The 13,947-nt window shown below is 60.8% G+C and carries 15 protein-coding genes and 1 pseudogene; 10 read left to right on the plus strand and 6 right to left on the minus strand.

The features are described from left to right. Positions 1–6 precede the first annotated feature (6 nt). On the minus strand, positions 7–1,263 hold the full coding sequence (locus AC4LE2_RS10355; protein WP_491825674.1) for a leucine-rich repeat domain-containing protein: 1,257 nt from the start codon (positions 1,261–1,263) through the stop codon (positions 7–9). A 416-nt stretch (positions 1,264–1,679) separates the two neighbouring features. Between AC4LE2_RS10355 and AC4LE2_RS10360 the strand changes: the two genes are divergently transcribed. From AC4LE2_RS10360 to AC4LE2_RS10370, 3 genes are all read left to right on the plus strand, one after another. Then, positions 1,680–5,171: a T6SS effector BTH_I2691 family protein gene (locus AC4LE2_RS10360; RefSeq protein ID WP_491825675.1), complete on the plus strand. Its 3,492-nt coding sequence runs from the start codon at positions 1,680–1,682 to the stop codon at positions 5,169–5,171. Between the two features lie 269 nt (positions 5,172–5,440). Continuing rightward, positions 5,441–5,920 (plus strand): hypothetical protein, encoded by a 480-nt coding sequence (locus tag AC4LE2_RS10365; RefSeq protein WP_491825677.1) that lies wholly within the window; start codon positions 5,441–5,443, stop codon positions 5,918–5,920. Positions 5,921–6,035: 115 nt separating this feature from the next. Next, positions 6,036–6,194 carry a hypothetical protein gene (locus tag AC4LE2_RS10370; protein ID WP_491825678.1) on the plus strand — a complete coding sequence of 53 codons (159 nt, stop codon included), beginning with the start codon at positions 6,036–6,038 and terminating at the stop codon, positions 6,192–6,194. 47 nt (positions 6,195–6,241) lie between these two features. Here AC4LE2_RS10370 and AC4LE2_RS10375 read toward each other — a convergent pair whose 3' ends face one another. Both AC4LE2_RS10375 and AC4LE2_RS10380 read right to left on the minus strand, forming a co-directional pair. Then, positions 6,242–6,691, minus strand: a complete 450-nt coding sequence (locus AC4LE2_RS10375; RefSeq protein WP_491828198.1) for a hypothetical protein — start codon at positions 6,689–6,691, stop codon at positions 6,242–6,244. Positions 6,692–6,731: 40 nt separating this feature from the next. Further along, positions 6,732–6,911, minus strand: a pseudogene (locus AC4LE2_RS10380) (epoxide hydrolase N-terminal domain-containing protein); the annotation flags it as partial. A 161-nt stretch (positions 6,912–7,072) separates the two neighbouring features. Between AC4LE2_RS10380 and AC4LE2_RS10385 the strand changes: the two are divergent. From AC4LE2_RS10385 to AC4LE2_RS10410, 6 genes are all read left to right on the plus strand, one after another. Further along, positions 7,073–7,198 (plus strand): hypothetical protein, encoded by a 126-nt coding sequence (locus tag AC4LE2_RS10385; protein WP_491825679.1) that lies wholly within the window; start codon positions 7,073–7,075, stop codon positions 7,196–7,198. After that, positions 7,195–7,953 (plus strand): metal ABC transporter ATP-binding protein, encoded by a 759-nt coding sequence (locus AC4LE2_RS10390; RefSeq protein ID WP_491825680.1) that lies wholly within the window; start codon positions 7,195–7,197, stop codon positions 7,951–7,953. Before AC4LE2_RS10385 ends, AC4LE2_RS10390 begins: the two co-directional genes overlap by 4 nt. Continuing rightward, positions 7,950–8,819 carry a metal ABC transporter permease gene (locus AC4LE2_RS10395; RefSeq protein WP_491825681.1) on the plus strand — a complete coding sequence of 290 codons (870 nt, stop codon included), beginning with the start codon at positions 7,950–7,952 and terminating at the stop codon, positions 8,817–8,819. Before AC4LE2_RS10390 ends, AC4LE2_RS10395 begins: the two co-directional genes overlap by 4 nt. 7 nt (positions 8,820–8,826) lie before the next feature. After that, positions 8,827–9,738 (plus strand): metal ABC transporter substrate-binding protein, encoded by a 912-nt coding sequence (locus AC4LE2_RS10400; RefSeq protein ID WP_491825683.1) that lies wholly within the window; start codon positions 8,827–8,829, stop codon positions 9,736–9,738. 208 nt (positions 9,739–9,946) lie between these two features. After that, a complete protein-coding gene (locus tag AC4LE2_RS10405) occupies positions 9,947–10,549 on the plus strand; it encodes an SCO family protein (protein WP_491825684.1) in 603 nt (200 codons plus the stop codon). Further along, positions 10,549–11,019, plus strand: a complete 471-nt coding sequence (locus tag AC4LE2_RS10410; RefSeq protein WP_491825685.1) for a copper chaperone PCu(A)C — start codon at positions 10,549–10,551, stop codon at positions 11,017–11,019. Before AC4LE2_RS10405 ends, AC4LE2_RS10410 begins: the two co-directional genes overlap by 1 nt. Positions 11,020–11,031: 12 nt before the next feature. Here AC4LE2_RS10410 and AC4LE2_RS10415 read toward each other — a convergent pair whose 3' ends face one another. Together AC4LE2_RS10415 and copC are read right to left on the minus strand one after the other, a co-directional pair. Continuing rightward, positions 11,032–11,334, minus strand: coding sequence for a c-type cytochrome (locus tag AC4LE2_RS10415; RefSeq protein WP_491825686.1), 303 nt, complete (start codon positions 11,332–11,334; stop codon positions 11,032–11,034). Between the two features lie 18 nt (positions 11,335–11,352). After that, positions 11,353–11,715 carry a copper homeostasis periplasmic binding protein CopC gene (copC, locus tag AC4LE2_RS10420; RefSeq protein WP_491825687.1) on the minus strand — a complete coding sequence of 121 codons (363 nt, stop codon included), beginning with the start codon at positions 11,713–11,715 and terminating at the stop codon, positions 11,353–11,355. A gap of 212 nt (positions 11,716–11,927) precedes the next feature. On the opposite strand from copC, the gene AC4LE2_RS10425 reads away from it, so the two are divergent. Next, the gene (locus AC4LE2_RS10425) at positions 11,928–13,478 is read left to right on the plus strand and encodes a histidine kinase dimerization/phosphoacceptor domain -containing protein (protein ID WP_491825688.1); all 1,551 of its coding nucleotides are present in this window, start codon (positions 11,928–11,930) and stop codon (positions 13,476–13,478) included. On the opposite strand, the gene AC4LE2_RS10430 is transcribed toward AC4LE2_RS10425, so the two are convergent. Then, positions 13,475–13,876: a response regulator gene (locus tag AC4LE2_RS10430; RefSeq protein ID WP_491825689.1), complete on the minus strand. Its 402-nt coding sequence runs from the start codon at positions 13,874–13,876 to the stop codon at positions 13,475–13,477. The genes AC4LE2_RS10425 and AC4LE2_RS10430 overlap by 4 nt on opposite strands. Positions 13,877–13,947: the final 71 nt, after the last annotated feature.

The following is a 13,947-nucleotide window of genomic DNA, read 5'->3' on the forward strand; positions in this document are numbered from 1 at the left end:
GCGCTGTTAGGGTATGCAGTGCAGACTCACCCCACGCAACTGGGCCCCGGCGATCAGACGTTCTCGAGTAGGCCCATCCAACGGGTTAGCTCCGATGTTCACCGACCTCAACCGCCCGTTAGACGTCTCGATACCCTGAGCAAGCAAAATACCGCCGGCGGGTGTTATGAAGTTGCTTCTAAGGTTCAGGTGGGTCAGCGGGCATTGCTCATGAGCAAGGGCCCTGGCCAGCGCCTCCGCGCCTCCATCCTCGACGCTGCCACTGGCGAGGTTGAGTCTTGCTAACCTGCAATCGGGATGGGTCAGCAGTGATGCCAACGCTTTCACCGCCTCCACATCGATGGTGATTGGCTCGTCCAGGCCTACATTTAGATACAGCGCCGTATGGCGCCCAACATTTTTCCCTAACGCCCCTATCACGGCTGCGACGTCTTCGCTCGTCAAACCCGTGTAGCGGGACAGGTCCAGGCTCGCACCGTCTTTTTCCTGGTTCAGTACGGCCCTCACAATATTGGCGGCGTTCAGGCTCATCGAATTCCAGCCGTGGGTTACCTGCGTGGTGCCGTGCCCTGTGCCCAGTGCCGCGACCTGATCTTCAGACAAGGGGTTCCATCGCAGATCAAGGCTGACGGAAGGGGGATAAGCGTGTGACAACAGAGCCCGCAGGGCTGGAAGGTGCTGGGTAGCTAAACCCTGCCCCGCCAGATCCAGTGACAACTTTAGCGACGGCGCCGCGTTACGGGCAATCTGCGCCACCTTAGTGCCGTTGCTGGGCGAAAAGCCGCGCAAGGTGAGCGAACCCGAAGGCGGCGCTGCGGCCAGCACGTCCAGGGCCGCCGCCTGTTGGGCCGGCGTAAGCCCGTTGAAGGCCACGGCCACATGCGCGCGCGTGCCCACCCGTTGAGCGAACGCTTTACGAAACTGAGCCACGTCGTTAGGCAGGCGCCGCGCCAACCGAGCAATCGCCTGTTGAGTAACAGCCCGGCCAAGCGAAGGTCGAGCCTGCTCAGCACTATAGGCACAGCCTGCCCAGGCGCGATTTTGCAATGCCAAGCCAGCCAGTGCCTTGCCTGCCATGACCTCGGCATGCTGCCGCGAAACGGTACCCTGCTGCGCGGGTGTTAGCTCATCGGCCACCACCTGCTGGGCGATCTTAAGGCGCAGCTCAGCAGGCAGCTTTCCTGAAGGCCCCTCAACAGGCACGCCGCATTGGGCCATGGCCAGGTTGAGGAACGCGTTGAACTGCGCAGTGAAACCCACCATCGGTGACCTTTAATGAGCGGTGCTGGAGTGGCTAGGTGGTAGACGCCGTGGGTTCGGTTCCAGTAGGCAACCACCAGGCGCTCTTTTCCTAGCAATTAACGTTCATTAATTACCAGGCACTAGCGAAGTTATCTGAGGACAATAGTGCGCATAAAACCGCATAGCTATGTACAACTTTTTGCGCACTTCCTGTAAGTTCTTGTAGTTATCGCTGTAGGAATTACTTAAAACTAACTGCCAAATACCTAACACCCGTATTAGTTATAGGAGTGACTCCATTATTTGTTTATCCTTTGCGCTCATCTGACACAGGCACGGCTGCCCGTTAATCATTTTTAGTTAACCTCGCACCCTTGTTTATCGGCGACTTGTAAGGATCAAGGGATGTTCGCGTCGCACGCTGCCAAGGAGGTCCAATGAACGACCCTGAATACCGCGCCCAACTGCACCGGGCCAGGCGCAACCAAGCCTTCAGCAACGCCCCCTTCGGCATGGGCCTGTGCCCACTTCAATCGGCGGAGGTGGCGATTTTCCCGGTGCGCTATGCCTTGGACGAAGCCCCCAGCCAGCCCGGCAGCCCACAGGGCCCGCACCCGCTGCCTAAAGGCTGGGCAAGCCACCTGCCAGCGCTGGTCACCCGCAGTTACACCCTGCGCCAACTGCGTGACGGCTGGCTGTACGTGTGGAACAGCACCGACGAGACTTTCCACGAATACGAGGTGACGGGCCACCAGTTCACCCGCCACGAATGGACCGACGCCCAGCTCAACCAGGACGTGCGCCACAACCCCGGCGAGCCCTTGCCCTACGTGCTGTACCCCCGCCGCAGCCAGCTGCGCATGGCCTACTCGCCGGTGCAGTGGACCTGGCGTCTGTGCGAGCGCTTTCGCCAGCACCCCGAGCAGGCGCACTGGACCAGACGCCTGAGCCTGCCCCAGTTCTGCACCGAGGCCAGCGTGCCGCACGGCGCGATGATTACCGAGCTGAGCCGGTGCGTGGCGGACATCTTCGCCTTCGGCGAAACACCACCCTTTTTCACCAGCACCCTGCTGCCTACAGGGCCCACCGCGCCGGATGGGCCGTTCAAGGCGGGGTTCGAGGAGTGCTGGGTTCGCGGCGGCGTACCCGACCAGGACACCGCCCTGTTCGTGGCCCTGGACGACCCCCTGGCCCTGATCGATGACCTGACCATGAGCCTGAGTGGCCGGGTGCAGGAGGTGCAGCAATTCCAGAACGAGCACCAGTACCGGATGCAGAGCGCCGCGGTGGTGGAGCGCTTGTGCGGCGGCGACACCGAGGCGCTCATCCCCGCCGAGCTTAAGGGCCGCACTCAGCAACAAGCCTACACCGACGACCTGTATGCGCTATTCCAGGCCTATGACGCGGTGCATGCACGCAACAGCCTGACCGAGCCCGGCGTACAGAGCCTGTCGCTCGCCGATGCAGGCTACCTGAAAGCCGCAGACGACGCGTTCATCGCCACATGGGGCCGCTTGCCCGACCGCCGCCTATGGCAAGAGCACCTGCAACGGTGGGACGCCCGGCGTACCTGGAGAGAGGACGTGCGCCTCGACGACGCGCGCCACTACCTTGACCGCAACAGCACCCTGATGGAGCGCCTGCATGCGCATTGTGAGCGCAGCAGGGAAGACCTCACCGCCTGGCTCCAGGCGCTGCCTCCTCACGCTGAGGCCGTGTTCCACGACCCCTGCAACGCCACCCAGGCCGCAGCGTTGATGGGCACGGCCCACGCCGTCTGCCAAACCCTCAGCGGCGTGACGGGTGGTCAACAGTGGCTGACCGACCAAGCCCGGCAGCCGACCACGCTGTTTGCCCTGGCGCGGTTCAACTTCACCCCCGAGCTTGCCGAGCTGCTCACTACCGTGGCGCATCGCTTTAGCACCACGGGCAGCCTGGACGGCAAAGGCCACGGCGATGGCAGCACCCCGGGCCTGGCCATCGGCAACCCAGGGGACGTAACCAACGTGGGCACGCGGGTAAATGAACTCAACGCCGTGTTCGACCTGGTGGTGCTGCGCGACAGCCCGCCCTATCAAGCCGCCAGCAAGGTCACCCAACGCAGCCTCAGCACCCTGCTGGAGGTGGCCAACGGCCTGGCGAAAACCGCCTGGCATGGGTTGGTCAGCCTCTATGTGGGTACCCTGACTGCCGAGACCGCACTGATACAGGCGGTCACCCACGCCCTGATCTCCAAGGAGCTGTCCAGCGGTACTCAGCTGATCTTCAATGGTAATTACGCAGGCGAATTCCAAGCGTGGCTGCTTGAGCTCAGGGGCCTGCAACACCAGGTCAACGACCTTAACGCGCTGCTGCAGCGGCCCGCCCCGGCCCACGACCACCACGCCGCGCGCATCCGGCTGTTCCGGTTGAACGAGCGCCTCAATACCCTTTTCCTGCAGCGCCCGCTTCAGGTCACCGCCAAGGTCACCGGTCACACTCAGGTGAATGCATCGATAACAGACCTCAACGGCTGGTTGAGCGACATGGGCCAGGCCGAAGCGCGCGCTCAGGTAAAGGGTGCGGACCGCGTCTCGCCCGCGCAGCACCTCAAATACTGGTTCAACCTGGACCTGGGCACGGCACTGCCCTCCCTGGTCGTGGCGCTGAACCTGTGGAACCTCCACCACACCGCACAAAGTGCCGCCAACGACGGCAGATTTACTGCAGATGAGCTGCGCACGCTGGGCGCCAACAGCGCCTATGCCGCTAACGCCCTGGCTGCGTTATGGGTGGCGCCTGCGTGGAGTCGGGCGGGTGGGATGGGGGTGATGGAGTATGGAGACAAATTGTTGAAAGTGACCCAGGCAGGGCACACAAGGTGGCTAGAGGAAGCGCACCGTTTGGTGGGAGAGGGCCAACACGCTAAAGCGGCAATGGCAGACGAGTTTGCAGCGATTTCAAGAGGGTTGATAGTGCGCACGGCTACCTGGGCTGCGCTGGGAGCGATTGCGGCTGGGCTGGAGGCTTGGCAAATAGGGAAGGATATCGATAAAGCCAGCAGTGCCATCGAAAATAGTCTGTTGTGGATTAAGTTTGGCATGGTCGGTGGAATGACCTTTGTTACTTCAGTTCAGATGCTGGGCGCTGGCTTTGGCGCCTGGTTCCCCTTCAGTTGGTTAATGTCCACACCGGTCGCCATCATCATCGCTGTCCTGGGCGTCGCCTACCTTTGGATTACAAAAGAAGCCTACCGCTACAAGCGTGAAGGGCTGCGGCTATGGCTCTACCGGTGTGAGTGGGGCCGTGGCGCCATTGCCGAATGGCAGGGTAAATACGGCCATGCCAAGCAGATGCAGGCCCTGATGCACCTCCTCAACCGCCCCAGCGTACTGGCCAAAACGCTGAGGCTCGCCCGGGAACGCACCTACCCTACCTCCCAAGGCGTGTGGGTGCAGGTGCTGCTACCAAAGCGGCTGGCCGGTAACACTGTCACGCTGAGGCCTGCCCTCGGCCGTCAGCATGTGTTGGTGCCGGACCAACTGGAAAACCAACGCTGGGAGGTGACCGAACAGTTCCTCCAGGGCCATTGGGTAGACCCCGACCTGCTCGGTAAGCTGCCCAACATCCCAGGGCCAACTACTCGGCAAACAGACTTCCCGTACAGCGAGAAACACGAGCACCGCCTCTGGCAGGTGTGGATAGCGACCACCCTGCCCACACCTGTTCTTGAGCTTGAAATCCTGTACCCCCTGGAAACGCACCAGGATGAACGCCGTTTGCGCTACCTATTCCGCCTGGAGCCTTTGACAGACACTAAAGAAGCCGACCGCCTGAACACCGCCTTCAGCGCAGAGCCTGCGGATACGGGCGACATCATGCTATTGAACACAGGGTACCGAGAAAGGGTTAAAGCCCTGACGCTCAGCGTGCCGGTGCAGTCTAAATGAGTGTGCTTATGTTTAACTTCAGAAGACCCATCGCCCTCCCTCCTCGCCTTACCTGGAAGTACACGCGTGAGCCTGAGCTTCTTGCCTGGACGCTAAAGGTACGGAATTACAGCACCTTCTTGGCCAACATAGGGCTCTCAATAGTCACTTCAATTGCCTTTGTGATAGCCCTATACGTATATTTCAATAACAAAGCTTTTAGCGAGCCTTGGCTCAGTTTCTCAAGCACCTTAATCTTTGGAATTCCTACTCTAACAGCATGGAGTCTCATGGGTCAGACTATTAATATCGCCTACCGATTCACAAAAACAGGCTGGGAATACTGCGAATGGAAAGACACACCTAAATGGCATCTAACGATGGCGAAATGGGCTACAGGGTTCATAGTTGTGGTCTCCCTGTATCTGGTCAGCATCGACCCAGGCTTTATGCTCGGCGCACTCATCGGCCCAGGTGGCATGGCGATGGTTTATCTGTCCATGGCCAATTCGCAGGAATATCAGCAGTTGCAGACCGAGTACCACCACCTATCCTATGAGTGGGGCCAGACGACGCAGTTAGCCATAGTTACCAATAGAGAAGCAGTCAACATTCAGCGAAAACTTCGGTGCGATAATATTTTCTGCAAGCGGGGCGAAAAAGAACAAGTTGCACAATTTATTAGGTCTCACCTTTCTCCAGACGTGCCCTTTGTCAGGGCAAGAGTCAATAACATAATGATCATTCAAGAAGGCGAGCCCATTTCATAGCGCCAACGCCCGGCCCTTAACCGGCATCAGCATGGCGGGCGCGCAAGCCAACACGCCCGCCCCCTGCCGTCACGTACAACCTCTGTTTCCACATTTACCCCACAAGGAGCCTTGGATGCTGAGGCTACAGACGCAGCGCTTGAGCTTTCTTACCTTGATCGAAGCCGATTGCCGAGAGGCCGTCATCGGCTACGCCGTAGGCCTCGAAACCCTGGAATCCACCATGATCCACGGTAATGTGGCCTCATGCCTTGTGCTGGAGGGCATTGCATAACCCCGCCAAGGCCACGTGTAACCACTGGGCTTATTCGTGCGTCGAAGTCATAGACGCCACGAACGTGCGCAGGTCGGGGTCGCCGTTAGCGGTCTTGGGCAGGTCCGCCCACTTGCCGCACCTTTCCAGAATCCAGGCCGCTGCGCCGACCGGGCTGTCCGCCAGGGCCACGCCCAGGGTCTGAGGGCGGGTTTGCTGCTGGTGGCTGTAGCCTGTTTCCCAGTCTCTAGCTCACGTTGCTGAGCGAAGAAGGCGCGTTCTTCGTCCGTGGTGTCTTCGGTGCCTTCGGCCATCAGGTTTGCCATGTTGAGGTGAATGCCTAAAAGCGACAGTGGCTGATCATAGGCCATCCAACCCGCAATCGACGCCCCCCAGTCCCCGCCCTGCACCAGGTAACGCGCCGGCCCGCATACCTGCGTCATCAACCCATGCAGCAACAACAGCGGCGGCTTGGTGCCATCGCCCTCCAAGTGGATGAAATGAAGCCGCTGGCCCATCGGCCTCAGTGGTGAAGTGCAATTGATTTAACCGAGCTTCTACAGCGCGCCAGTCGTAAACACTTTGCCAATAATCTACCAGGCGCTTGAGGTCGGCCAAGCCGACCCCCGCTGACCAGCCGCCAGCATCGGGTATCTGGTGCCAGTCATAAGCGGTAACTTTGGCCTGGATCAGGGTCAAGCGTTCATCAGGTATGTGAATGCGATAGGGCGAAACCATGAGCGTGTCGTCGTGGGCGAATAGGCTTAAGCCTGGACTGCGCAACCTCACTGATCTATCCGGGGCAGTTGCGCCCCGCTCCACAAGCGTGAACAAAACGTAATGTTACTATATAACGTATCCGTGTTAGGCTTTATCACCTGCTTATCTGAGACCCCGTCATGACCCACCCAAGGCCCGACCCTGGCTCCCTGTTCGCAGCTTCAGCCGGGCAGCGTGTGCTGCTGGCCCTGCTTATCCTGGTGCCTTTGTGGGGCGCGGTGTACTGGGCGGTCGCTATCTCATGAGCGCAGACATCGTGCTGTCGAACTTGACCGTCGCATACGATCGCCACGCCGCCGTGCACCACCTTGACGGCCGTTTCACGGCCGGGAGCCTGACGGCAGTGGTTGGTCCCAACGGGGCGGGCAAGTCCACCCTGTTGAAAGCGCTGATGGGGTTCATTCGCCCGGCACAAGGCCGTGTGGAGTTGGGAGCTTTGAACAGGCGCAGCATTGGCTATTTGCCTCAGGCGGCCGAGCTTGATCGCAGCTTCCCGTTGAGCGTAAAGGATACGGTGGCCATGGGTGCCTGGGGCCGCATCGGTGGGCTGGGGCGGTTGAGTGCCGCACTCCGCGCTCAGGTCACTCACTGCCTGTGCGTGGTCGGTTTGCAAGGCTTTGACGACCGTAGCGTGGGCTCGCTGTCGTCCGGCCAGCTACAACGGGTGTTGTTCGCACGGCTGTTGCTTCAGGACGCGCCCGTTATTGTGCTGGACGAACCCTTTACCGCCATCGACGCCCAAACCACTGAAGACATGCTGCACCTGGTGGCTGGCTGGCACCAGCAGGGGCGCACCGTGATCGCGGTGTTGCATGACCTTGAGCAGGTTCGTCTGCATTTCCCCACCACCCTGCTGATGGCGCGGACCCTCATCGGCTGGGGCGACACCGCGCAGGTGCTGCGCCCGGACAACCTGCAGCGCGCGCGGATCATGGCGCAGGGCTGGAGCCAGGACACTCACCTGTGCCAGCGTGCTGGTCAGGTCGAGGCCTTCTCATGACCCTCTATGCCGTGGCGTTTGAGCCCTTCGTGGCGTTTGGCTTCATGCGCCGCGCGCTGGTGGCCTGTCTGGCCCTGGGCGTAGGCTCGGGCCCGGTGGGGGTGCTGCTGATGCTAAGGCGCATGAGCCTGGTCGGTGATGCCATGAGCCATGCGGTGCTCCCTGGCGCGGCGGTGGGGTTTTTGCTAGGCGGGCTATCGCTGCCGGCCATGGGCGTTGGCGGGCTGGTGGCGGGCTTGACGGTTGCCCTACTGGCAGGGCTGGTCAGCCGGTTCACGGCGCTGCGCGAAGACGCAAGCTTTGCCAGCTTCTACCTGACGTCTCTGGCGGCTGGGGTGATGATCGTGTCGGCCCATGGCTCCAGCGTAGACCTGCTGCACGTGCTGTTCGGCAGCATCCTGGCAATCGACGCTGCGTCTATCAGCCTGGTGGCGGCCATTGCATCCCTCACCTTGGTGCTACTGGCGGTGATCTACCGGCCGCTGGTAATGGAGTGTTTTGACCCTGCCTTTCTGCGTGCGGTAGGCGGTAAAGGCTCGCTGTACCACGTGCTGTTTTTGCTGATGGTGGTGCTCAACCTGGTGTCTGGGTTCCAGGCGCTGGGCACGCTCATGGCGGTGGGCATGATGATGCTTCCAGCCACGGCGGCGCGTTTCTGGGCGCAGAGCCTTTCAGGCTTGATGTTCACCGCTACCCTCATCGCCAGCGTGTCGGGGTACCTGGGGTTGATGTTGTCTTACCACCTGAGCGTCGCCTCTGGCCCGGCCATCGTGCTGTGCGCAGGCGCCTTTTGCGCGGTGTCCTTACTGTTCGGGCGTACCGGCCTGGTCCGCCGTGCCTTGTCTAAACCTCACTATGCGAGTTGATAGCCTTATGAGCCTCCGATCACGGATGACCGCCCTGGCGACACTGACCTTTGCAACTGCGCCGGCGCTGGCCTTCGCTGCCCCGCTTCAAGCCGTGGCCACCTTTACGGTGATCGCAGACATGGTTCGTAACGTGGGGGGTGAACATGTTCAGGTCAGGTCGCTGATCGGCCCCAATGGCGACCCTCACGTATACGAACCCTCCCCTGCAGATGCCCAAGCCTTGCAACAGGCCGACATCGCCTTCGTCAGCGGCCTGCATCTGGAAGGCTGGATGGACCGTTTGATCAAGGCCTCCGGGTACCCTGGCGCTCCTGTTGTACTGTCCAATGGCGTGAAGGTGCGAGGCATGGACGAGGACGGCGAGCGTGTCCTCGACCCTCATGCCTGGAACAGCGCCAGCAATGCATTGCAGTATGTTCGCAACATCAACGCCGCCCTGGATAAGGCAGACCCCGCCCACTCCCTGGCGTATGACCGCAATGCCCATGCCTACCTCGCCCGACTCCAGGCGCTGGATGATTACGCTCGCGCCCAGGTGCAGGCAGTGCCGACGGCGCAGCGCAAGGTGCTCACCTCCCATGACGCGTTCGGCTATTTTGGTGACGCGTATGGGGTCACCTTCCTGGCGCCACTGGGGTTCTCCACCGAGAACGAGGCCTCGGCCGCCGATGTTGCAACGCTGATCCGGCAGATCCGGGGTGAGCACGTCAGTGCGTACTTCTTCGAAAACTCCACCGACCCGCGCCTGGTCAAGCAGATCGCCATGGCCAGCGGTGCGCAGCCTGGAGGTGAGCTGTACGTGGAATCACTCAGCCCTGAAGGTGGGCCGGCGGCCACCTACGCCGATATGTTTCGTTACAACGTGGATACCCTGGTCAGGGCAATGAAACAACCCGCGGCGCCAGCGGGAAAATAACCCACAGGGGCAAGGCTTGGCTGCCAGTACAGCGCCCCGCTCTACGCCCCTGAGACAGGATGCCACGGTAGGCAGCCCCCTTCAGGAATGTTAGATTCCGCCCCACGTTTCGAGCAGCCCACGCTAGCCGTCCTGGCGCGGGCACCTTGCACTGCTCGCCCCAGGCGCGTCAGCCGCGCCATGCTGAACCACCGATGAAGACCTCACCATGTTCGACCTCACACGGCGTCAACTACTGGCCGGCAGCGGTGTCCTCGCGCTGGGCGCGCTGGCAGGCTGTGACGCGGGCAGCAGCCTGCAATTCAAGTACGGCAAAAACCTCAGCAACGAGCCTATCGGGCGCACATTCAAGCTCAAGGACACCCAGGGCAACCCCACGACCGTCTCCAGCTACTGGGGGCGGATGCCCATGGTGTTCTTCGGTTTCACCCAGTGCCCGGCGGTGTGCCCCACGACCCTGGCCAGGGCCGCGCAGGCCAAGCGCCTGATGGGCCGTGATGGCGATACCTTGCAGGTGGTGTTCATCACGCTGGACCCCGAGCGGGACACCCCCGAGGTGCTGGATAAATACGTGAAAACCTTCCACCCCTCCTTCGAGGCGCTGACCGGCAGCCCAGCCGAAATCGCTGCGGCCGCCAAGGAGTTCAAGGTGTTCTACGAAAAGGTACCGGCAGGCGATACCTACACCATTTCTCATACCTCCACCTGTTTCGTGTACGACGCCCGAGGCAACCTGCGCCTTGGCTTGTCACACTCGCTCACTGCGCGCGAGTGTGCGGACGACCTGCTCACCCTCATGGAGATCTGTTAATGAAGCGCCCCCTGTTCGCCGCCCTCGGATGGTTTGCCTGCCTGGCTGGGCCCGCCATGGCCGATACCACCGTGACCGATGCCTGGGTGCGTGCCGCCGTGCCAGGGCAGCCCGCCACCGGCGCCTTCATGACCCTCACGGCTGACGAAGATGCCCGCTTGCTCTCGGTCCAGGCCCCCATTGCCCACGAGGCGCAGATTCACAAAATGCAAACGACGGGCGATGTAATGCGCATGGGGCCCTTAGCGGCCGTTGCGCTGCCCGCTCACCAGCCCGTTGCCTTCAGCCCGAGCGGTTACCACGTAATGCTGATGGGCCTGACCGGCCCGGTGAACGCTGGCGGTACCGTGGCGCTGACGCTCACGGTGGAAACCGCCAAGGGCGTGCGGCAAACGCTTCAGGTAAACGCGCCGGTCCAACCTCTGGACGCCGAAGGCGCGCCCCATGACCATGGGGCAATGGCTCACTGAAACGTACTCCGGCTAATGGGACATCCACTCGATCACGGCCCTGAGGTCGTCGTCGGTGCAGGTCATGCACATGCCTTTGGGTGGCATCACGCTGTAGCCGTTGCGCACATTCTCCAGCAGCACGTCATTACCTTTGGTTAGCCGAGGCTGCCAGGCGGCGGCATCGCCCTTGCTGGGCGCGGCGTCCAACTGCCCGTCATGGCAAATGCCACAGCTCGTTTTGAAGACTGCTTCCGGCGACTGCGCGGCCTGGGCCAGGCCTGCCAGGCACAGGCTCAGGGCACACACCAATACACTCAGATAACTGCGTTTCACCTGTCCGTCACCCCCCTTTTAACGAGTGATCTCGAAGGTGTAATGGCCGTCGCTCTGGTGAGTATCGACTGACACCGCATGCCATTTCACGTCATAGTGCCCTGCCACCAGGGGTTGCTGGGGAGTGACGATCAATTGCTTGTGGTCGGCTGGTTCCACCGCGACTGCCTGAACCGCGACCGCTGAGCCGTCGCGAGTGAGGGTCACGGTGGAAAACGCAGGCTCCACGCCTTCGGAAAAACTCAGTCGCAGGGCCTGCGGGGCCTGAACACTGCTATCAGCAGCCGGGACCTGGGTCACGAGGTGGGCGTGGGCCAAGGCGGCGCTTGCGGTACCCAGTGCTGTAAAAAAAACTGCGGCCCTGATGAGTCGTTTGAACATAGTAGGTAATCTCCAAAGGTAAGCGGCTAGTTTAACGGGGCCAGGCCCGTGGCTCGATAGCGCGTGTGCGGCATCCCCGCCGACGTATAGCAGAGCCCGCGTCTGTTTATTAATGCAGCATGTGTGTAAATTAGCCGCGTTTTCGGCTTGGGCCTGAGCGTGAAGCCCTCCCTCTCATTCCCGCCTTTAGTCAACGCTACCCGGATTGTTCTATGTCTAACATGTCGCCTGAGGAGACTGTCCGCGCAGCTCTTCAAATGTCCCATGCCCGGTTGCGCAAGCAGCATGAGATGGTGGTTGATTTTGGGGTCAAATCCCTCAAGGCTTCCAGCATCGATGAGCTGCTCACGCAAGCCTGCGCCACCGTGGCCCATGGGATGGGCACGCGTTACGCCAAGGTGCTGAAGCCTAAGATAGACGAGCGCTGTTTCAGGCTGGCATATGGGGTGGGGTGGGACTCGACTGACATTGGCACCGCGACTGTAGGCGCTGATGACGCGAGCCCCGCGGGCTATGCCTTCCAAACCAATCGCCCGGTAATTTCCAACCACCTAGGGGAGGAGAACCGATTCCGAACGCCCTCGTTGCTTAAGAAGTACGGTATTAAACGCGCGATCAACGTGCCTATCCGTGGCACCTCCGAGACCTTCGGCGTGCTGGAGGCGGACAGCGGCAACGACGAGCACTTTGCCGAAAGTGACCTTGTGTTCATGGAAGGCATAGCCAATGTCATTTCCATGGCCGTAGAGCGCGTGGCGGCGGATACCGAAGCGCAAAAACCGTTCCTGTACTCAGAGACCATCCTCAACGCTAGCCCAGACTGCGTGCAGATTCTCTCCCTCGCGGGCGAGGTAGAGTTTCTTAATGAGGCCGGCCTGTGCCAGATGCACATCCGCGACGTGCACGGCGTACTGGGCACGAAGTGGTCAGCGCTGTGGCCCAAGAACGCTACCCCCACGATTGACGACGCCCTCGCCCGTGTAAGCAAGGGTGAATTCGTGCGTTTCGAAGCCTTCTGCCCTGCCCCGACCGGTGAGCCGATGTGGTGGGACGTGACCACCGCTCCTGTCTACAGCGCGTCGGGCACCGTCGAGAAAATCATCGCCATCTCACGGGATATCACTGAACGTCGCACCCATGAGGCGCAGTTGGCCTCATTGATCGAAGCGCAGAACGGCAAGATCATCGAAAGCGACCTGCGCATCGAGGAGATTCACCATCGGGTTAGAAACAGCCTGCACCTGGTCAATACCCTGCTGTTGCTACAAGCCAACGTGGCAGTAGAAGACGCGGTGAAGTTGCAGCTCCAGACTGCGGCCAATCGGGTGCTGACGATTTCTACCGTTCATGAGCGCTTGTACCAAAGCACCGATACAGACGGCGGCAACGCACCTGCCTACCTGGAAGGGTTGCTGGGGGATATCAGCAATGCCTTCGGTGAGCGGCGCATTAGATTGGCGGCAGAGGGCCTGAAAGTACCGGTTGAACGGCTGGCGCCTCTGGGGCTGGTGATTTCGGAGTTGGTGACCAATTCACTTAAATACGGCAAAGGCACCATCGACGTAACGATAGAAGACGCCGGCGATCACGCCTTGATCACCGTGACCGACGAAGGAGATGGCTTCCCGATTACCTACCCCAAGCCCAGTGGCACGGGCTTGGGCATGAGGCTGGTCAGGAGTTATTCAGGCTATGGCGCTCAGGCCGTCACGGTAGACCGCTCAGCTAAAACCAGTACCATCCAGGTGCGCTTCAAGCGTTAGCGTTGGGCATCGGCGCTTCGGGCCAGGGCGCGGGTAACAAATGCCGCTACCTCAGCGCCCTGCACCGGCTTTTGAATAAAGTGGACATCGGCGGGCACGTGTTGAATATCATCAGCGCGATGGCCGCTCATTAATACTGTTTCAAGCGCAGGCCAGCGTTGCTTGATCATGCCTGCCAGTTCGGCCCCGGTAAGCTGGCCAGGCGTATTTTGGTCGAGGATCGCCAGGGCGGTAGGTTTCGTTGCCTTGAGCAAATACATCAAGGCATCGTCAGCATTACCGAACGCTACGCACGTCGCGCCCAGGTCGTTAATTACGCTCGCCAAGACTGATCGCAGAAGCTCGTCATCCTCAACCAGCACTATCCGTATACCCACAGTGCCCTCTTCGCTGTCCACGGCCATAGGCCAGGTGGTAACAATAACCTTACCGACCTATGTGCTCAAGGCGACTGGTGATCTATGAGCCC

This window comes from Pseudomonas sp. 9.3L (genome assembly GCF_058536285.1).

Coding starts and splice junctions, on each gene's coding strand:
- AC4LE2_RS10355 (WP_491825674.1), bottom strand. CDS start 1,263: ATGGTGGGTTTCACTGCGCAGTTCAACGCGTTCCTCAACCTGGCCATG.
- AC4LE2_RS10360 (WP_491825675.1), top strand. CDS start 1,680: ATGAACGACCCTGAATACCGCGCCCAACTGCACCGGGCCAGGCGCAAC.
- AC4LE2_RS10365 (WP_491825677.1), top strand. CDS start 5,441: ATGGGTCAGACTATTAATATCGCCTACCGATTCACAAAAACAGGCTGG.
- AC4LE2_RS10370 (WP_491825678.1), top strand. CDS start 6,036: ATGCTGAGGCTACAGACGCAGCGCTTGAGCTTTCTTACCTTGATCGAA.
- AC4LE2_RS10375 (WP_491828198.1), bottom strand. CDS start 6,691: ATGGGCCAGCGGCTTCATTTCATCCACTTGGAGGGCGATGGCACCAAG.
- AC4LE2_RS10385 (WP_491825679.1), top strand. CDS start 7,073: ATGACCCACCCAAGGCCCGACCCTGGCTCCCTGTTCGCAGCTTCAGCC.
- AC4LE2_RS10390 (WP_491825680.1), top strand. CDS start 7,195: ATGAGCGCAGACATCGTGCTGTCGAACTTGACCGTCGCATACGATCGC.
- AC4LE2_RS10395 (WP_491825681.1), top strand. CDS start 7,950: ATGACCCTCTATGCCGTGGCGTTTGAGCCCTTCGTGGCGTTTGGCTTC.
- AC4LE2_RS10400 (WP_491825683.1), top strand. CDS start 8,827: ATGAGCCTCCGATCACGGATGACCGCCCTGGCGACACTGACCTTTGCA.
- AC4LE2_RS10405 (WP_491825684.1), top strand. CDS start 9,947: ATGTTCGACCTCACACGGCGTCAACTACTGGCCGGCAGCGGTGTCCTC.
- AC4LE2_RS10410 (WP_491825685.1), top strand. CDS start 10,549: ATGAAGCGCCCCCTGTTCGCCGCCCTCGGATGGTTTGCCTGCCTGGCT.
- copC (WP_491825687.1), bottom strand. CDS start 11,715: ATGTTCAAACGACTCATCAGGGCCGCAGTTTTTTTTACAGCACTGGGT.
- AC4LE2_RS10425 (WP_491825688.1), top strand. CDS start 11,928: ATGTCTAACATGTCGCCTGAGGAGACTGTCCGCGCAGCTCTTCAAATG.